This window comes from Pedobacter lusitanus (assembly GCF_040026395.1).
Taxonomy (GTDB): Bacteria; Bacteroidota; Bacteroidia; order Sphingobacteriales; family Sphingobacteriaceae; genus Pedobacter; species Pedobacter lusitanus.
Window position 1 is genome coordinate 5,958,865 of record NZ_CP157278.1, and the last position, 17,984, is coordinate 5,976,848.

Here is a 17,984-nt window from a genome sequence, read left to right on the forward strand (position 1 = left end):
ATTTATTAGATGGAAGAAATTAAGCAATTCATAGACAAATTATATAGCCGACACTTTTCTCTTGCAGTGCAGGAGGGTAAGCTTACATTAAGAGGAGATAAAAACAAACTGACTGATGAACAGATAGGTGCTATAAGAACCGATGTGGAGGTAATTACCTATATCAAAAATAACAAGCAGGAGCTGATCGACTATCTTTCCAGGGCCGAGGCTCCTGAAACAAAGAAACGTCATGAGGGCATAACGGCTATCTACCGCTTAAGCGGTTTGCAGGAGGGAATGCTTTTTCATGGACTATATGATGGTGAAGTAGCTGCCTATATGGAACAATTTACCTGTGATCTTTCACAGGTAAATACCCGTTTACTTCAGGAAAGCTGGAATTTGCTGTTGCAGCGACATACTATTCTGCGCAGCAGTTTTGATTATGAATCCTTGGGAATGCCGGTGCAATGTGTGCATCAGGATGTGGTACTTCCTTTTCAGGAGCTGGATTATAGCGATATGAACCAGGAAACACAGGATCAGGCTATTGCCACATTTATAGCTGCCGACCTGAAGAAGGGAATTGATTTTAAAAAGCCTCCTTTAATGCGTATAAACCTCTTGAAAAGGGGTGAAGATAGTTATCATATGGTCTGGACTTATCATCATATCTTACTGGATGGCTGGTCAATGTCTATTCTGATGGAAGAATTGCTGGAGTTTTATGAATTACTTGCAGATGGTCAGGAAGTAAAGATAACAGAGCAGGATAAATATGAGGATTATATCCGTTATATAGAGAGCAGAGGGCAGGGTGCACAGGAAGAATACTGGCGCAAATATATGGCTGGTGTAGAAACAGGGACTTTGCTGCCATTTATTCATTCGCCGGAAGGCAGTACTAAAGAAGGCGGGAAATTTAAAGAAGAATTTCTGGTTCTGGATGCACAGATAAAGGCAGCTGCCGATACTTATGCTAAAGCATCCGGCCTGACACTGAATACGCTTTTGCAGGGAATATGGGCATTTATTCTGCATAACTATACCGGTAAAACACATATTACTTATGGGGTAACTGTATCGGGGCGTCCGGAAGAACTTGCTGATATGGAAAAAAGAGTCGGAATGTATATCAATACACTCCCGCTGCATACTGAAATCAACTATGATGCTGAGATTATTGCATGGTTATCAGCACTTCAGGATGGACAAATTATGTCCAGGGAGTACGGTTATACTGCCTTAACTACAATACAGCAGTGGACAGGCGTAACCGGAGATTTATTTGACAGCATTCTGGTGTTTGAAAACTATCCTGTTGGTACAGGCGGTTCATCAGGTTCAGGAAAGATGCAGGTAGACAATGTGATCATCAAAGAACATAACAATTATCCGTTATCGATAATTGCAGCCGTGTCGGATGAGATTCATGTACTATTCCTGTATAATGAAGAAATACTGGATGAAGTGTATGTGAAACAGTTAACCAGACATTTTAAACAAGTATTACTGCAAATCATATCCCTTGAAAAAAAGAAAATAGCCGAACTGCAGCTGGTGGAAGGAGACGATCAGAAGCAGTTACTGCATGATTTTAATCAGACTTTCAGTGCATACGAAAGAGAGTATTCTATTATCTCTGCGTTCAGCGAACAGGTAAATAAAACACCAGCTGCAGTTGCACTGGTTTTTGAAGGAGAGGAATTAACCTATACTGAGCTTGATGAGTATACCAATCAGCTGGCTCATTATCTGATTGAACAGGGAATTACACCTGGAATGCTGATCCCTGTTTCTATGGACAGGAGTATGGAGGTTATGATTGCTATCCTTGCTGTACTGAAAGCAGGGGCTGCCTATATGCCCGTTGATCCGGCATATCCGGAAGAACGTATCCGTTTGATGCTGGCAGAAAGTGAGAGTCCGGTAGTGATTACAACAAAGAATCATGCTGACCGGCTGAATACACTGGGCGCCGGGATCAAATCAATCTGTATGGATAATCTGAAGTATTTGATTTACAATCAATCGGTTACATCAGCAGAGGTTGCCCTGTCTGCAGCGCATCTGGCTTATGTGATCTATACTTCCGGTTCTACGGGGCAGCCTAAGGGAGTGAAAGTAACTCATGGAAATGTCGTGAGTCTGGTACATGGAGTGGATTACGTTTCTTTTGATCCACAAGATGTACTGTTATCAACAGGTTCTCCCTCATTTGATGCAACCACTTTTGAATACTGGGGGATGTTGCTGAACGGTGGCCGTCTGATTTTATGTAATGAGCAGACTTTACTTGATCCTACACTGCTGAAAAGGGAAATACAAAAGCACAGCGTAAATAAAATGTGGTTTACAGCCGGCTGGTTTAATCAGTTGGTAGAAACTGCAATCGGGACTTTTGAAAGCCTGTCTGTTATCCTGGTTGGCGGAGAAAAACTATCCGCTAAACACGTTCGTAAATTATTACAGACTTATCCTGAGATTAACGTGATTAATGGTTACGGTCCTACAGAAAATACGACCTTTTCATTGACTTATCCCATTAAGCCAGGTTTTAATGATAATATTCCTATAGGTTATCCGCTAAGTAACCGGACTGCCTGTATTCTGAATGAGCAGCAGCAACTGGTACCACTTGGCGTCGTAGGTGAAATTTATCTGGGTGGAGATGGTTTATCAGCAGGATATCTGAATCGCCCTGAGCTGACTGCCGAGAAATTTATATTACATCCATTTCCTGCAAAACCAGGAGAAAAACTTTACAGAACAGGTGATTTAGGGAAGTGGTTGCCAGATGGCAGTATTGTTTACGAAGGCAGGATTGATGAGCAGGTGAAAATCCGTGGTTTCCGTATTGAGCTGGGTGAAATTGAAACTGTATTACAGCAAAGTGCGTTTGTAAGTCAGGCAGTGGTAACCGTTCTGGCCGATGAAGATGGTGGTAAACGTTTGATTGGTTATGTGGTTCCGCAAGGAGATTACGACCAGGATAAAGTAATGGAATCTCTGCGGGAACAATTGCCCGACTATATGATGCCAGGTTTGCTTATCGCTATGGAGCAATTTCCACTGACAGCCAACGGTAAAGTAAACAAAAAAGAATTACCAGCTCCCGGAGCTGAATCTCTGACTGTAAAGGCTTATGTGGCTCCGCGAAATGAAACAGAAGAAACACTCGTTCAGATCTGGCAAAAACTGCTGAAAATTGAACAGGTGGGGATATACGATGATTTCTTCACCCTTGGCGGACATTCCCTGCTGGCAATCAGACTGATTGGAACGATAAGGGATAAAATGGGGCTGGAACTTACTGTGAAATCCATGTTTGATAATACGACCGTTGCCTCATTATCAGCGTATCTGTTAAACAGCGGAGATCAGGCGGTACTGCCGGCAATCAAAGCGCTGTCCAGACCGGAGTTTATTCCATTGTCATTCAGTCAGGAAAGGTTATGGTTTATTGATCAGCTGGAAGGAAGTGTACATTATCATATGCCTTCAGTACTCAAATTAAAAGGTAAACTAAATAAGGATGCACTTCAATACGCATTACAAAGTATTGTAAAACGTCATGAAGTACTCAGATCAGTTATTAAATCCAGAGAAGGTGTGCCTTATCAGGAAATAATGCCTGCAGATAAATGGCAGCTGACCAGCCTGGAAGTCAATAATGACTTGACGGCAACTATCAATTCATTTGTACTGAATCCTTTTGATCTTGCTGCAGATTATATGCTGCGCGCAGGTTTAATCAGTCTGAATGAAGCTGAACATTTATTGGTACTGACGATGCACCATATTGCTTCTGACGGTTGGTCGGCTGGTATACTGGTTGCTGAATTAACAGCATTCTATGAAGCAGGTAGTAAAGATAATGCCGTACAGTTACCTGAACTGGATATTCAATATGCAGATTATGCCATCTGGCAGAGAACTTATATCAGCGGCGAGGTACTTCAGGCCCAACAGGATTATTGGTCAGAGAAACTGGCAGATGTAACTCCGCTGGAGCTTCCGCTTGATTTTGAAAGGCCGGCTATTCAGAGTACAAAAGGTGGTTTACTCTCCTTTCATCTGGATAAGCAGCTTACAGATCAGCTGAATAAATTTAGTGCTGAGCAGGAAAATACCCTGTTTGTTACCTTATTGTCCGGTTTTTATGTGCTGCTATCCCGTTACAGCAGACAGGAAGATATTACCGTAGGTACGCCGATAGCCGGCAGAAGACAAAAAGAATCGGAAGCACTGATTGGATTCTTTATCAATACACTGGCCTTACGTTGTGATCTGAGCGCTTCACCAACCTTTCAGGAGTTAATCAAACAGGTGAAAACAACTTTGCTTGAAGGTTATGACCATCAGGATATACCTCTGGAAAAAATAGTAGAGGCAGTAGTCAAAGACCGGGACAGGAGCAGAACTCCGTTGTTCCAGGCAATGTTGGTATTACAGAATACGCCCGATGAACCGGATCTGGTACTTGGTGACCTTGTGCTGAGCGGAGAGGAAGTGGCGCACACCACAGCCAAATTTGATCTTAATTTTATGATTGAAGAAAACCAGGAAGGTCTGGAGTTAAGCATTGTGTACTGTACTGATTTATTCAGAGAAGAGACAATTGCCGGAATGGCTAAACATTACGAGCAGTTATTGCGGTCAGTTATAGCGCTTCCTTCAGCTTCAGTCCGGAGCTTAAAGATGCTTTCTGAGCAGGAAGAACATGAACTTATCTATACTTTTAATCAGGGCGCTTCAGCACATCAGTCTATAGATCACAAGACTATAGCAGACCTGTTTCTGGAACAGGTGGCGAAAAATCCTGATACTATAGCAGTGGAGTATGAAGGACAGCAGCTGAGCTACAGGGAACTGGATAAACGTACCGATGGCCTTGGAAGATATCTCAGAACAAAAGGAGTTCAGAAAGATTCACTGGTAGCCCTTTGTATGAACCGGAGTCTGGAAATGATTGTAGCCATACTGAGTATCCTGAAAGCAGGAGGGGCTTATGTACCTATCGATCTGGCATTCCCTGAAGAGCGTATAAATTTCATATTACAGGATACAGGTTGTGAAATCTGTATAACTGATGGAAGCCTGGAAGATAAAATATCAAAAGCTGCAGAAAGTCAGGTAAACTATCTGAATATCCAGACAGACTGGGATAAGCTGATTGAAAATGCAGATCAGGAGATCTCTTTAAATGAAAGTGAGCCGGATGGCCTGGTTTATGTAATTTATACATCCGGTTCTACCGGCAATCCAAAAGGTGTTATGATCACACATGATAACCTGACCGATTATATCTATGGTTTACAGCAAAAATGCAATATTAATGCATGTGCTTCATTTGCCCTGGTACCGGCTATTGCTACCGATCTTGGAAATACGATCCTTTTTGGTGCCCTGGCTGCGGGTGGTACACTTCATCTGATTGCAGAAGAACTCACCACAGATGCTGTAGCATTGCACGATTATTTTAAGACACATGTAATTGATTGTCTGAAGATAGTTCCTTCACACTGGAAAGCATTAACAGTAGATCATAAAGCTTTGTTACCTGCAAAACTGCTGATCTTTGGCGGGGAAGCTTTGCAGGGAGACGTAATCAGTACGATCAGTCTGTCAGGTGCAGCTTGTGAGGTGTTCAATCATTACGGGCCTACGGAAACTACGATAGGTAAATGTATGTATAAAGTGAACTTACAACAGAATTATACCAGCGTACCTATTGGTAATTCTTTCTCAGATACAGTTTTATATATACTGGATGCTGAAGGTGGAGTTGTGCCGGTTGGCGTAGGCGGAGAATTATGTATCGGAGGGAAAGGAGTTGCAAGAGGCTATCTTAATCTGCCGGAATTAACCCGTGAAAAATTTGTCTCCGATCCATTTAATACAACTGGTCTTCTTTATAAAACCGGTGATTTGGCCAGAAGATTACCTGACGGCAATATTGTGTATATGGGACGTATCGATGATCAGGTAAAGATAAGAGGATACAGAATAGAACCGGGAGAAATAGAGCGCGTATTACAGCAAAGCGGACTGGTAACTCATGCCGTAGTACTGGCCAGAACTGACAATGCAGGAAATAAATATCTGGTAGGATATGTTGTTGCCAGAGAAGTTTTTGACAGGGAGCAGCTTATCTCATTCTTACAGGGTTGTCTGCCGGCTTATATGGTTCCTGCGATCTGGGTTCCGTTAGCAGAAATGCCATTCACAGTCAATGGCAAAATCAACAGAAAAGCTCTTCCTGAACCTGATACAAATAACCTGGCTGATACACCTTATGCTGGTCCGCGTAATGCTACCGAAAGACAGCTTACTGCTATATGGCAGGAATTATTGGGTATAGAAAAAATAGGTATTCATGATAACTTTTTTGAGTTGGGAGGACATTCTCTGATTACAGTCCGTTTGCTGGCTCATATCAGAAAAATGGGTTATCAGATTCAGCTGAATGAACTCATGATCAATAAAACTATTGAGACACAGGCTGAATTACTGAGTGGATTATTGAAACAAGGTTCAGCACTGCAGGGCAATGAACATCTTATTCTGCTGAGTAAAGCTGAAGGTAATAAACCTTTATTTGTGATTCCCGGCGGTGATGGTAACCCTGACTGGTACGACCAGCTCGCAGGGGCTCTGGATAATGATGGACCGGTATATGGTCTTAAAATGATAGGTCTTCTGGAAGGGGAAATTCCACTGGATACTGTAGAAGAAATAGCCGCACAAAATATCCGCTGGATAAAAGAACTGCAGCCAGAGGGGCCTTACAGCTTATTAGGTCATTCATTTGGAGGATATGTGCTTTATGAAATGATCCGCCAACTGGAAAGAATGGATGAACAGGTAGAGCAGGCAATTTTACTGGATATACCAGTTAGAGAAAATATTTATCCGGTGGCTATAGATACGTTGTTGAACGACGCGTTGATTAATCTGGAAGAAAATAATGTATTTGAAAAACCATATCCGGCCTGGGTGGCAGAAATGAAAAAAACGATAGAACAGCTTCCTGTAAACGAACGCCGGGCTTTTATGCTCGAACATATTAAAGTTCAATGTTTTGGAGAGGGGGTGCTGACAGAATTCCATCCGAGAATGGTTTATCTGATGATCTGTAATTCAACTATGGAGTATTATATATCCGGCAGGGTTGAAGCTACATTAACTATAGTCAGAGCAATGGAACAGGAATGGGAGAAACTGGGCTTCGGCGAAAACCTGGGGTGGGCACCGCATGCGGATGATATTCAGACTATCGGAGCTCCTGGTGATCATGTTACTATGGTGAAAAATGAAAATGCTGAAGTATTGGCAGGATACCTGAATAAGTACATTATAAATACCCAAATAACTAACCAAACGGAGGTCTGAGCGGCCTCCTTATTAAAATCATAAATTATTATTTAACCATCTATTATTTAAACATCTAAATTATTATTGTTATGTCTACACAAGTTTTTGAAACCCTGGAATCAAATGTACGCAGCTATTCCAGAAGTTTTCCTTCAGTATTTCAGAAAGCGAAGGGTTCTTTTTTATATGGGTCAAACGGGGAAGAATATATAGATTTCCTGATGGGAGCCGGAGCACTTAATTATGGTCATAACAACGATTACATTAAAGCACAGTTACTGGAGTACATGGCAGGCGATAATATCATGCAGGGGCTTGATATGTTTACTGTGGCCAAAAGTGATTTTATTACCACTTTCAATGACCTGTTATTGAAACCGAAAGGATATGAATATAAATTTCAGTTCTGCGGTCCTACAGGTACCAATGCCATTGAAGCAGCACTTAAGTTAGCCAGAAATTATACCAAACGTACTAATGTGGTTGCATTTATGGGTGCATATCATGGTTTATCTCAGGGTAGTCTTGCCCTGACAAGTAATGATTATCATCGTCAGGTAGCCGGAGTCGGACTGCATAACGTTACTTTCCTTCCATTTGAAAATAATGGTCCTGAAGGTTTTGATAGTCTTGCTTATTTTCAAATGATCCTGGAAGATACACACTCAGGAATTGAAAAACCGGCTGCTGTGATCCTGGAAACGGTACAGGCAGAAGGCGGAATCAATGTGGCTTCACCAGAGTGGCTGGCAAAATTGAAACAGATTTGTGAAAAACATGGTATTCTTTTTATCTGTGATGATATTCAGATAGGCTGTGGCAGATCAGGTGACTTTTTCTCTTTCGAAAGAGCTGGTATAGTTCCTGATATTGTTGTCCTGTCTAAATCTTTGAGTGGTTATGGTCTGCCAATGGCGATATTATTAATGAAACCTGAACTGGATATCTGGCAGCCAGGTGAACATAATGGTACATTCCGAGGGTATCAGCTTGCTTTTATAGGTGGTAAGGCTGCGTTGGAATTCAGAGAAAAGACTGGTCTGGAAGCAGCTGTAAAAGAAAAAGCGGCGTTCCTGAACCGTTTCCTTCATGAAGAAATAGCTGCTACTGATGAGCGCATTGCGATAAGAGGCCTGGGTATGATGTGGGGTATTGATCTTTCTCAGTTCAGTGATCCTTTACTGGCAAAGAAAATTGCTAAGGATTGCTTTGAAAAACATAACCTGATTGTAGAATGTGTTGGTCGTCATGACAAGGTGATTAAATTATTACCTGCATTAACGACAGAAAATACAGTATTGGAAAGAGCCCTTGGCATCTTAAAAGATACGGTTAATGCACATGTACATCAGACAGCGGGTGTTTTGTCGTAATTAACAGTTAATTATCTATTTGTGTAATATTCTTTCGGTTTTAGGCCGAAAGAATATTACACAGGTATATTAAAGGATAATATGTCTAAATTGCCAACATAAAACGGGAGGTCTGATTCAGGACTGAACAATTGTAAAATTAGTTATGAGTAAAGAAGTAAAAAAACAGAAAGAAGCAGCAGAAGCTGTTGTCGTTCGTTTACCACGAAAATTAAAGAAGTGGAACAAAAAGAATTTTGGTGTGTTGTCTTTTGACGAAAAAGACGCTAAATAATTTCAAGAGGCTGTATTTTCAATCATACAGCCTCTTTTTTATATAGAAAGAGTTTAATACGTATTATTCCAGGTAGCTTTTCCCGGTTCGAATTTCTTCAGCTTCCCATTAAAGACAAAAGTCAGGGAATTCCCTTTTAGGCATTGCTCATTTTCTTTTTTTGTGATATAGGCAGAGGAGACGATAAGCTGATTTTTATGCCCGAAATTATAATCAAATCTATAATCGCCTTTTTCAAAAGAATCTTTGCACGTTTTGTTAGTGTTATTGATCAGAAAGTTGCTCAGATAGTCTCCTAATACATCCTTAAGTTTCAAAGGAGTGAGTTGCTGATTTTTGAGTTCAAATGCTTTCAGGTCGTTTCCATCGCCGGCAATATCATCAGTAATTACGACATAATTGTTTTCCTGAATCTTATACAGGGCCAGACACCAGACGCCATCAACTACCTGTGTTTTAAAATAATGAGGAGTTATAACGCTGATATTGTTGTAATCTTTTGTCGTGTCAATATAGTAGTTATGAGATCTGACACTTTCAAGCAATTCCAGTCTTTCTTTTTTCTTCCATTCCCAGCTTGCCATTGAGCTATCAGGAAGCAGTGGTATCAGATTCAGGATGACCTGGTTCTGGTTATAATAAATCTTTATTTTGTTGGAAAAAGGCTGTGCATTGACTGTATTTGTATCCGGTTTATTTACATGCTGTAACTGATGAGAATTATCCTGTTTAACAGCAATGGTTTTATCTTTAGCAGCATTAGTCTGCTGGCAGGAGCTGAGTAGCAGCAGGCCGGCGAAAAGAGAAAAATAAAGTTTGTTTTTCATCAGTATAAATTTTTTAATTGAGTGTTAGTCTTTCTAAAATCAATTGTCCTTCTTCCCAGAGTTCAAGATTAGATGCAGAATTGATATGGCCTTTTGAACCGATGTTTACAAATTCACTGCCCCATTGCGCTGCAAAATATCTTGCTCTTTCCAAACTTACAAAAGTATCATCCTCACTTGCAACTACAATAGATGGAAATGGAAGTGCTGATAATGGTATAGGCGCAAAACTTCTGATCGAATCGGGAGTATGAGCAGGAGAATCTACATCTGCAGGTGCTACAAGTAAAGCCCCTTTTATATTTGGATCAGTGTGACTGGCAGCCCAGTGCGCTACGAGTGAAACGGCAAGGCTGTGAGCAACTAAAATAACTGGCTGGTTTATTTCCAGTAGCGTATCATTCAGGGTTTTTAACCATTTGTCAGGTTCAGGTGCATCCCAGTTTTCCTGTTCAATACGAACCATGTTATCCAAATTCCGGGACCAGTAACTTTGCCAGTGTTCTTCTCCCGATCCCCCAAGTCCTGGTATGATCAATATTTTTGGTTCCATTGTATAGCTTTTCTTCAAGGATAAATTTAGTGAAATATCTGCAGGAATCAGTCCTTGTAAAAGCTATTGATTACCAGATGAATGCAGTAATCCCAAGACCAAAGGTAATATTGTTGTATTTCGTTTTTCCATAAGCTTCCGGGAGACGTTCATAAGTGAAATGGCCATCATTATCCATATCATTCAGTGCATCCATATCAAATTTATGTGTAGAATTGAAATAGGTTGTATAGGCTTTAATTGCTGTATTACGGCCAATTCGTTTCTGAATGCCAATCCCAGCTGACCAGCTGGCTGCTGTTCCGGGACTATAGCGTATATATGGAAGTTCTGCTGTCCCAAACTCTTTCTGGTATTCTGGTTTGATATTCAGGATGAAATTTCCGGTACTTCCGGCAGAAATTCCAGCATTTGCTTTAGCCGTGATGAACCAGTTATGTGCCAATGGTAAACTGAAATAGGGGCCAATATTCAAGTATTTAACTCCAAGTGCCTGGGTGAACAGCCCATTACTGATTTGAGCGATGTCAGGATCAAGATATGCCTTGTCTGAATTTAACGGGAAGCTGGTAAAAGCAAGTTCTCCGCCTATACCAAAATTTTTATTCATAAACCAGGCACCTTCCAGCCCCAGATTGAAACCATCTTTATTAAAGATATTCTCGTGAACTGTTCCGGTAAGTTTTTTACTGGTGGTGACAGCATAACCTGCATGCAGTTCCACAAAACTCGGACTATGATTTATTGGAACAGGATTGTTTTTTACCCTTGCATTCATACCTCTGTCTTTCATGATTTGATCGGTCACAAAATAGCCCAGTTCTGTAGAAACAATACCTACACCAGCACCTGCCAGTACATCTGTGATCCAGTGTCTGTTATTCAGACCCCGGCCCAGTGCAGTAGCTGTTGCCATAGCATAACCTGCAATACCAATTAAAGGATAACCATATTGTCCATACTCTTTGTCCAGTACAGTCGCATTCATAAAAGCTGTAGCTGTATGTCCCGATGGAAATGAATTATTCGAACTTCCATCCGGACGTTCTACTTTACTTGTCGATTTAATTCCGTTGACCATTGCACCCATAATTCCCATCGAGAAGGCATAGGAGATTAAAGCCCGCTTCGGGGTATGTTTTCCTTTCACATTAAATGCGTTTAACGCTACTACTGCTGCTGCAGGTGCATATTGAAGATAATCATCGTATCTGTACCGGAAATCGGGAATAAACCTGTTTCTAACTTCTCTGACTGTTTCCCGGTGAGGCCAGGCTAAAGCAGTTGCCCCAAACAGAATTAACGGTACAGTTGATTTTTTTATCAGATCTTTTTTTAGGAAACTATGATTTACAGGGTGTTTTAATAAAAGTGTAGTATCTACATGCTGTGCTTTGGTACTTACTATATTAAAAACAGTTAAGGTCGTGAGTAAGAATTTAAGCTTAGTCTGGTGTTTTTTGAGCATATGAAATTATCAGAACCCAATATATTAATTTAGTTTTTTTAACAGGTAAATTATTTACGTTGAAAATGAATTTGCTTAACAGTATTAGTGACTTTTCTGATAAAATTAAAATCAAGCTGGACTCTTATACAAGGAGTTATACTGCTCTTTAGAAGCCGGATTAAAAGAGTTATCTTATCTTGCTAAGGCCCCGGACGCATATTCTTTTTAGGTGCATGTATTTTTATTTTCATTAGTAGTTGTTTAGTCTGATGATAACTAATGAACATTTTTTAATCTAGTCATATCGAAAGTAATATTGATCAGTTTTTATTGGTTCATTATCTTGAAGAATTTTTGTTCTAAAGCTAAATCGGGCTTTGTGAGTCTTGGTTTTTCGATCGAAATCGGGGATTAAAATAGCATATACATGTAGAAATAGAGTAATCCGGTTTCAGGATTATATCATAATTATAAATTATTTGCATTATCTAAGCTGAAACTATTGTTTTATAAAGTCGTATTTATGATATTTATATCACACTTGTGTGTAATAATAAAATTAACCTAAACCAAAAAATTATGCGATCAAAAAACTACTTAAAAATTTGCATTTTAGGCTTATTGGTATCGGCCTATTCTTGTAAGCGGGACAACTTCACAAAGTCATCAGGTGGAGGATCAAATCAGACAAATTCGGCTAACCAGACCGTAGTCAACGGCAGGCTTTATTTTACGGATAAGGAATCCTTTCAAACCTTGTTTGATGAATTAAAAGAGGCCGAAGATGATAAAGTTGCTTCATTTGTTGATGAAAAAGGTATTACTTCACTGCGTCCGGTAGTAACCGAAGAAAATGAAAAAATTATTTATGAAAAAACTCAGGAGAGATTAAAGGCATTAAAAGCGAACCCAAGGTTTATGGCTACTAAAGAAGGCCCCAGAAGAGTAGAAAACATTGAAGGAATGATTAATGACATAGATCAGTTGGATATGATCATTGGAGATGATAATTTTTCTGCTCTGTTAAACAGTAATGGTGAAATTCAGATAGGCAGTGATATTTATAAGTATACCGATGTTGGTCTGTTTATTGTCAATGAAAAAAAATATGAAGCATTGGTAAAATACCTGGAAAAGTCAAATATATCAGACAATTTGCTTTATTCTACTGATCCGGCAGTACAAAAGGACTATATCTCTTCTCGTCCTGCTCTTAATTTAACTCTTATGGTACCTGGAGACGACATCTCTTATTATCCGGGAGCGGGATATGGAGGAGGATCTTCAGGAGGAGGAGGTTCATCAGGAAATACTCCGCCGGTAGTGGATCCTAATGTTCAGATGGCTAACTTTATTAACTCTTTATCAAATTGCTCTACCTATACCACGTTTCTCCAAAGTTTATTTGGAGATTCTGATATGTGTGTAGATAAATATGAAGGCAGACGCAGAGTTAAAACTAAAGCATATAATTATAATTATTATCTGGCTTATAATCTTGGGGTAAAAGTGAAGCATCAGTATAGAGGCTGGACTGGATTCTGGAGAAAAGAGAATGCTGATGAAATCAGGTTAGGGGTGATAAGCGGTACCTTTTATTATGATTATTCTTCTTATTTTAATCCTGCACCTACACAAAACAGAATTACAACAATTTATAGCAATAACAACAGATATCTTTTTGATGCGAATACTTACTGGGCACAAACAGGTTATCCTGGTGTTTATTCAATGACTGGTTTTAGCACACAAGGCTATCCACGTATTTTTAAGGACGACTACTATATTGAAGATATTCTTCCTTACAATTTTATGGGCTATAATCCTATCATAAACGAAGGATTATATGCTGCACTTCAAGCCGGAAACAAACAGTTGTCACATGAAAAGCTTAATCAGTTATTTTGGAATGAAGCAGTTAAAAGATTAGGAAATCTTTGGCAATCAATTGGTAATTCCAAACCTGATAACAAAATTACTTATTCTTATAATGCGGTTCCACTGGGTAAACTGATGGTGGCAAAAACGTTCTATGACCATAGATATAATACGGATGATGTAGGTAAAACCTTTGACTGGGGATTCCAGATTGGATTTACTATTAATTCCAGCGGACAGATTAGCCCAAGCGCTTCTCCGAGCTCTTTGAAAAAACCACAGGAATTCAAAACGCTGATGTACGGTATTGCCAAGAAAAATGGTGGCTGGCATGGCAGTAAAATTAATACAGCAAACTTTTAGCGAATATCTTTTATGCTGACAAAAAAAAGCCTTACAGAAATGTAGGGCTTTTTTTTGTCGCAAATTGCTCCTAATAATGGCGTCACTACCCCTTAGAGATTTTAAATGCAGGCCTTAACTTTAAGAAAAAGAAATAAGCTATGAAAAAAGTAGAATACAGCATTATAATTAATGCCACACCAGAGAAAGTCTGGGACGTAATTACCGGAAAAGGCAGCTATGAATTATGGACTGCACCTTTTGCTGAAGGTTCGACAGCTCAAACTGATTGGAAGAAAGGAAGCAAGGCCATTTTTTCGGATGGTAAAGGAAATGGAATGGTTTCAGAAATTGCAGAAAGTATTCCGGGTAAGTTTTTATCTATTCATCATCTTGGAGAGGTGAAAGATGGGGTAGAAGATACAACCACCTATGAGGGGGAGCAATGGGGTGATGCTTTAGAAAATTATACCCTTAAAGTGGTTAATAGTAATCAGACTTTGTGGCTGGTGGAAATGGATATGAATGAAGATTATTTAGAGTATATGAACAGTACCTGGCCTCTGGCCTTACAAAAGGCAAAAGAACTGGCTGAGAAATAAAAAACCAGGTTATTTTATAATAGCATATAAACTACATTTGATTCTGCTTAGATTCAGATGTAGTTTATTGTAATTTTTCCTGAGCTTCATGCCACGCCGAAATTTTGATGAATGTATCTATGAACTGCTCGTATTTTTTTGCGCCTATTAATTTGACGTATTCTCCGGTTATTTTATTGGCCATTTCAGAAATAGCTTCATACAATGTCTTTCCTTCTCCGGTTAAAAAAATCATGATTGATCTTGCGTCAGTTTCACTTTTTCTGGAATAGACCAGCCCGAGTCTTTCCAATTCCTTTACTGTTTTACTGACAGCCTGTTTGGTTACCATGATCTTTTGCACAAGCTCATGGTTAGAAATACCGGTATGACCAATACTCATAAAATAAGGCATATAGGTCATATTATATCCACTGGGCATTAAAGAGATAACTCCTTTATCAGTATACCTTTTTAAAATATAAAGGTGTTTGAAAATTAATTTTTCAGGATCTTGCGCATATTCCATAGTTGCAAATTTAATATAAATATTACTTATTTGGCTCAAACGAGTAATGTCATTTAAATCTAAAATTAACTATTTTGTCAATAAAATAAGTAAACTAAGTTGACGAATATAGTCAACTTGGTTTACATTTGTTCCGTTAAATTTATATTATGGAACCAGAAGAACAAACCCCATCCTCCTCAAAAAAAGTTGTCAGATTATCGATTATTGGTGTTATAGCCATTTTTGTCGTGTATTTCGCTTTTACCAAAATTACACATGCGCTAACTCATGAGAGTACTGATAATGCGCAGCTTGAATCAAATGCTGTTCCTGTACTGAGCAGAGTTTCCGGTTATATCGATGATTTTAAACTATTAGATTATCAGCAGGTACAAAAAGGAGATACCCTAGTAGTAATTGATGACAGTGAGTATGTACTCGCCGTAAAACAGGCTGAAGCTGATCTTTTAGCCGCAAAAGCTGAGCTGAGTAGTGCTGAAGCTCAAATTCCTACAATCGGCTCTGATCAGGATGTTGCTGCAGCAGGGATTAGTGTAGAAGAAGTGACACTTAAACAGGCAAAGCGTGATGTAGCCCGTGATGAATCCTTATTTAAAGAAGGATCAATTACGCAAAGACAGTACGAAAGAAGTCAGTCGGCCTATCAGACTGCTGTTCAGATGCTGGCTTCAAGTAAAAGTAAACTCAGACAGGCAGGTACACAGACTGGAAATGCAAATGCGCAGATCCAGCGGGCAAAGGCAAATATTGCTGCGCGTGAGATTGCACTTGCCAAAGCAAAGCTGAATTTAAGTTATACAAAGATTATAGCTCCAGCCAGTGGTAAACTGGGTAAAACCAATCTTAAAAGCGGGCAGTATGTACAGGGCGGGCAGCAATTGTTCAGCCTGGTGAGTAATGATAATTACTGGATAGTTGCCAATTTCAAAGAAACCCAGATTGAGCATATGAAAGTAGGACAGCAGGCAGATATCGTTATAGACGGGTACCCGGATCATAAAATTACAGGTACGGTATCGGGTTTCAGTGATGCTACAGGAGCGAAATTTTCTTTGCTTCCACCAGATAATTCTACCGGAAACTTTGTTAAGGTTACCCAGCGTGTTCCGGTTACTATTCAGATCAATAAAGCGGAAACAGTTAAAGGCATGCTGAAAGCTGGTTTGAGCGCTGATATTGATGTAAAGGTAAAATAGGTATGGATATTTTCAATTTTACCAGATTTTAAGATGGAAGGCGAAAGAAATAAATTCATAAAAATAATCATTGTAATCACCTGTATCACCGCTGCAATAATGGAGCTGATTGATACTTCGATTGTCAATGTGGCGCTGAATAATATCAGCGGAACCCTGGGAGCAACGCTTGAGGATGCTTCCTGGGTAGTGACTGCTTATGCGATTGCAAACGTGATCATTATTCCCTTAACAGGCTTTCTGAGTCGTTATTTTGGCAGAAAGAACTATTATCTGGCCTCAATTATCCTGTTTACTCTGGCTTCTTACATGTGTGGCAATTCATCTTCTTTATGGATGCTGGTATTCTGGAGGTTTGTACAGGGAATAGGTGGTGGTGCATTGCTTTCTGTTTCGCAGGGAATCCTGTTTGACCAGTTTAAACCTGAAGAGAAAGGTATTGCCGGTGGTATATTCGGAATGGGGATTGTTATCGGGCCAACAATTGGTCCCACACTTGGCGGTTATATTGTAGATAATTATCACTGGGCATTGATATTTGATATCAATATTCCTATCGGGATAGCTGCTGCTTTACTGACCTGGAAATTTGTAGATAAGAAAGCTGATGAATATAATATTGATAAGAAATCAATTTCAATTGATTATATCGGTATTCTATCATTAACAATTGGGGTTGGTGCCCTTCAGTACATTCTGGAAAAAGGGCAGTCTGACGATTGGTTTGAGAATGAAGCTATTCGTTATCTGACTGCTGCTGCTGTATTAGGTCTGGGGCTGTTTATCTGGTGGGAACTGACTACTAAAAACCCGGCAATCAACCTGAAGGTCATGAAAAGCAGGAACCTGATCGGGAGTAATATTCTGACTTTTGTTTGTGGTTTCGGATTATTCGGCTCGGTTTATCTGTTCCCGGTCATGGTCCAGCGGGTAATGGGGTATACGCCAACCGAATCTGGTTTGTCTATGATTCCGGGGGCATTGGTAGCCATATTTGCAATGCCATTTATTGGTGCAGGTCTGGGCAAAGGCATAAAACCAATATACTTTGTGACTCTGGGTTTTATACTGTTCATTTTACATGGATATACATCTTCGCAGGCTGCTCCGGATGCTGATAAATGGTGGTTTATTATTACCCAGGTTTGTCGTGGGGTAGGCACGGGTTGTTTAACCGTACCCTTGTTAAGTCAGGCAGTTGTAGGATTAAAACCTGAGGATATGCCCTATGGTATCTCACTCAACAATATGTTCCGGCAGCTTGGAGGAGCATTTGGTATTGCAATCATGAATACTTATGCTACCAACCGTTATGCAACACACCGGACAGATCTGGTCTCCAACCTACAGGGAAATAATCCGCTTTTAACCGAAAGACTGAATGGTTTGTCACAGGGAATGATTGCTAAAGGGGTTAATCCATCATTAGCTAAACAAGCCGCTTATGGAGCACTGGATCATAGTTTATCCAATCAGGCACAGATGCAGGCGTATTTAGACGGTTTTCTGCTGATCGCTATTTTCTTTGTCTGCACGATTCCATTTATGCTACTGCTAAAAAATGAAACGATGGATGCCGAAACAAGAGCAAAAGTCGCTGCTGCAGCACATTAATAGGC

11 protein-coding genes are annotated in these 17,984 nt (G+C 39.8%); 7 read left to right on the forward strand and 4 right to left on the reverse strand.

Going from position 1 to position 17,984, the window contains the following annotated elements; all coding sequences use genetic code 11:
• The first annotated feature begins 9 nt into the window (after positions 1–9).
• The 3 genes from PL_RS25590 (at position 10) to PL_RS25600 (ending at position 9,006) form a co-directional block, all read left to right on the forward strand.
• Positions 10–7,377, forward strand: coding sequence for a non-ribosomal peptide synthetase (locus tag PL_RS25590; protein ID WP_041880558.1), 7,368 nt, complete (start codon positions 10–12; stop codon positions 7,375–7,377).
• A 71-nt stretch (positions 7,378–7,448) separates the two neighbouring features.
• On the forward strand, positions 7,449–8,732 hold the full coding sequence (ectB, locus tag PL_RS25595; RefSeq protein ID WP_041880556.1) for a diaminobutyrate--2-oxoglutarate transaminase: 1,284 nt from the start codon (positions 7,449–7,451) through the stop codon (positions 8,730–8,732).
• Positions 8,733–8,877: 145 nt separating this feature from the next.
• Positions 8,878–9,006, forward strand: coding sequence for a hypothetical protein (locus PL_RS25600; RefSeq protein ID WP_262496941.1), 129 nt, complete (start codon positions 8,878–8,880; stop codon positions 9,004–9,006).
• 53 nt (positions 9,007–9,059) lie between these two features.
• Here the strand turns inward: PL_RS25600 and PL_RS25605 are convergent, their stop codons facing one another.
• The 3 genes from PL_RS25605 to PL_RS25615 form a co-directional block, all read right to left on the reverse strand.
• A complete protein-coding gene (locus PL_RS25605; RefSeq protein ID WP_041880554.1) occupies positions 9,060–9,833 on the reverse strand; it encodes a hypothetical protein in 774 nt (257 codons plus the stop codon).
• 13 nt (positions 9,834–9,846) lie between these two features.
• Positions 9,847–10,386 (reverse strand): RBBP9/YdeN family alpha/beta hydrolase, encoded by a 540-nt coding sequence (locus PL_RS25610; RefSeq protein ID WP_041880553.1) that lies wholly within the window; start codon positions 10,384–10,386, stop codon positions 9,847–9,849.
• 70 nt (positions 10,387–10,456) lie between these two features.
• Positions 10,457–11,854 (reverse strand): phosphatase PAP2 family protein, encoded by a 1,398-nt coding sequence (locus PL_RS25615; protein WP_052496182.1) that lies wholly within the window; start codon positions 11,852–11,854, stop codon positions 10,457–10,459.
• Between the two features lie 561 nt (positions 11,855–12,415).
• On the opposite strand from PL_RS25615, the gene PL_RS25620 reads away from it, so the two are divergent.
• Both PL_RS25620 and PL_RS25625 read left to right on the forward strand, forming a co-directional pair.
• Positions 12,416–14,077 (forward strand): hypothetical protein, encoded by a 1,662-nt coding sequence (locus tag PL_RS25620; protein WP_348620677.1) that lies wholly within the window; start codon positions 12,416–12,418, stop codon positions 14,075–14,077.
• A 140-nt stretch (positions 14,078–14,217) separates the two neighbouring features.
• The gene (locus PL_RS25625) at positions 14,218–14,658 is read left to right on the forward strand and encodes an SRPBCC domain-containing protein (protein WP_041880547.1); all 441 of its coding nucleotides are present in this window, start codon (positions 14,218–14,220) and stop codon (positions 14,656–14,658) included.
• A 64-nt stretch (positions 14,659–14,722) separates the two neighbouring features.
• On the opposite strand, the gene PL_RS25630 is transcribed toward PL_RS25625, so the two are convergent.
• Complete coding sequence (locus PL_RS25630; protein WP_052496181.1) at positions 14,723–15,166, reverse strand: MarR family winged helix-turn-helix transcriptional regulator; 444 nt, start codon at positions 15,164–15,166, stop codon at positions 14,723–14,725.
• 149 nt (positions 15,167–15,315) lie between these two features.
• On the opposite strand from PL_RS25630, the gene PL_RS25635 reads away from it, so the two are divergent.
• Both PL_RS25635 and PL_RS25640 read left to right on the forward strand, forming a co-directional pair.
• A complete protein-coding gene (locus PL_RS25635) occupies positions 15,316–16,365 on the forward strand; it encodes an HlyD family secretion protein (protein ID WP_041880546.1) in 1,050 nt (349 codons plus the stop codon).
• A gap of 33 nt (positions 16,366–16,398) precedes the next feature.
• Positions 16,399–17,979 (forward strand): DHA2 family efflux MFS transporter permease subunit, encoded by a 1,581-nt coding sequence (locus tag PL_RS25640; protein ID WP_041880545.1) that lies wholly within the window; start codon positions 16,399–16,401, stop codon positions 17,977–17,979.
• Positions 17,980–17,984 lie beyond the last annotated feature (5 nt).

What these genes read in the sequence shown, in the direction of transcription:
- PL_RS25590 (WP_041880558.1), top strand. Translation starts at nt 10, where the DNA reads ATGGAAGAAATTAAGCAATTCATAGACAAATTATATAGCCGACACTTT.
- ectB (WP_041880556.1), top strand. Translation starts at nt 7,449, where the DNA reads ATGTCTACACAAGTTTTTGAAACCCTGGAATCAAATGTACGCAGCTAT.
- PL_RS25600 (WP_262496941.1), top strand. Translation starts at nt 8,878, where the DNA reads ATGAGTAAAGAAGTAAAAAAACAGAAAGAAGCAGCAGAAGCTGTTGTC.
- PL_RS25605 (WP_041880554.1), bottom strand. Translation starts at nt 9,833, where the DNA reads ATGAAAAACAAACTTTATTTTTCTCTTTTCGCCGGCCTGCTGCTACTC.
- PL_RS25610 (WP_041880553.1), bottom strand. Translation starts at nt 10,386, where the DNA reads ATGGAACCAAAAATATTGATCATACCAGGACTTGGGGGATCGGGAGAA.
- PL_RS25615 (WP_052496182.1), bottom strand. Translation starts at nt 11,854, where the DNA reads ATGCTCAAAAAACACCAGACTAAGCTTAAATTCTTACTCACGACCTTA.
- PL_RS25620 (WP_348620677.1), top strand. Translation starts at nt 12,416, where the DNA reads ATGCGATCAAAAAACTACTTAAAAATTTGCATTTTAGGCTTATTGGTA.
- PL_RS25625 (WP_041880547.1), top strand. Translation starts at nt 14,218, where the DNA reads ATGAAAAAAGTAGAATACAGCATTATAATTAATGCCACACCAGAGAAA.
- PL_RS25630 (WP_052496181.1), bottom strand. Translation starts at nt 15,166, where the DNA reads ATGGAATATGCGCAAGATCCTGAAAAATTAATTTTCAAACACCTTTAT.
- PL_RS25635 (WP_041880546.1), top strand. Translation starts at nt 15,316, where the DNA reads ATGGAACCAGAAGAACAAACCCCATCCTCCTCAAAAAAAGTTGTCAGA.
- PL_RS25640 (WP_041880545.1), top strand. Translation starts at nt 16,399, where the DNA reads ATGGAAGGCGAAAGAAATAAATTCATAAAAATAATCATTGTAATCACC.